General features: G+C 40.3%; 1 protein-coding gene. It reads right to left on the bottom strand.

The window, feature by feature from the left end; genetic code table 11:
* The coding region (gene prs, locus J7R05_RS08090; RefSeq protein ID WP_208541859.1) for a ribose-phosphate diphosphokinase at window positions 1-354 on the bottom strand (354 nt) is incomplete at its 3' end.
* Window positions 355-452: the final 98 nt, after the last annotated feature.

Raw genomic sequence — 452 nt, 5'->3', positions numbered from 1 at the left:
GGCTCCTGCTTCAGTAATCAGATTAGCAACGAGTTTTGCAGAAATAGGGGTCCGTGGTCCGGGCTTACGATCTTGGCGGGCGTAACCAAAATAGGGTATAACAGCTGTGATACGACGCGCCGAAGAACGACGGAGAGCGTCAATCATGATGAGTAATTCCATTAAATGATCGTTTGCGGGATAGGACGAAGATTGTAAAACAAACACATCTTGTCCGCGTACATTTTCATGTAATTCTACGAAAATCTCTTGATCAGCAAAGCGTTTCACAGTTGCTTTGCCTAAGGGGATATTTAAATAATTTGTAACATCTTCAGCAAGGCGTGGATTAGAATTGCCGCAGAAAAGCTTCATGATAGAACCTCTGAGTCTTCATGGTAAAATATGATACAGTTTTTAATTTCTTGTTACAAGATTCCAAGGAACCAATTACAAAAGCATTACAATTTTAT

This window comes from Bartonella capreoli, assembly GCF_902813205.1.
Lineage (GTDB): Bacteria > Pseudomonadota > Alphaproteobacteria > Rhizobiales > Rhizobiaceae > Bartonella > Bartonella schoenbuchensis.
Note: the sequence above shows the minus strand (reverse complement) of the source record. Positions and strands in the feature narration are given on the sequence as shown.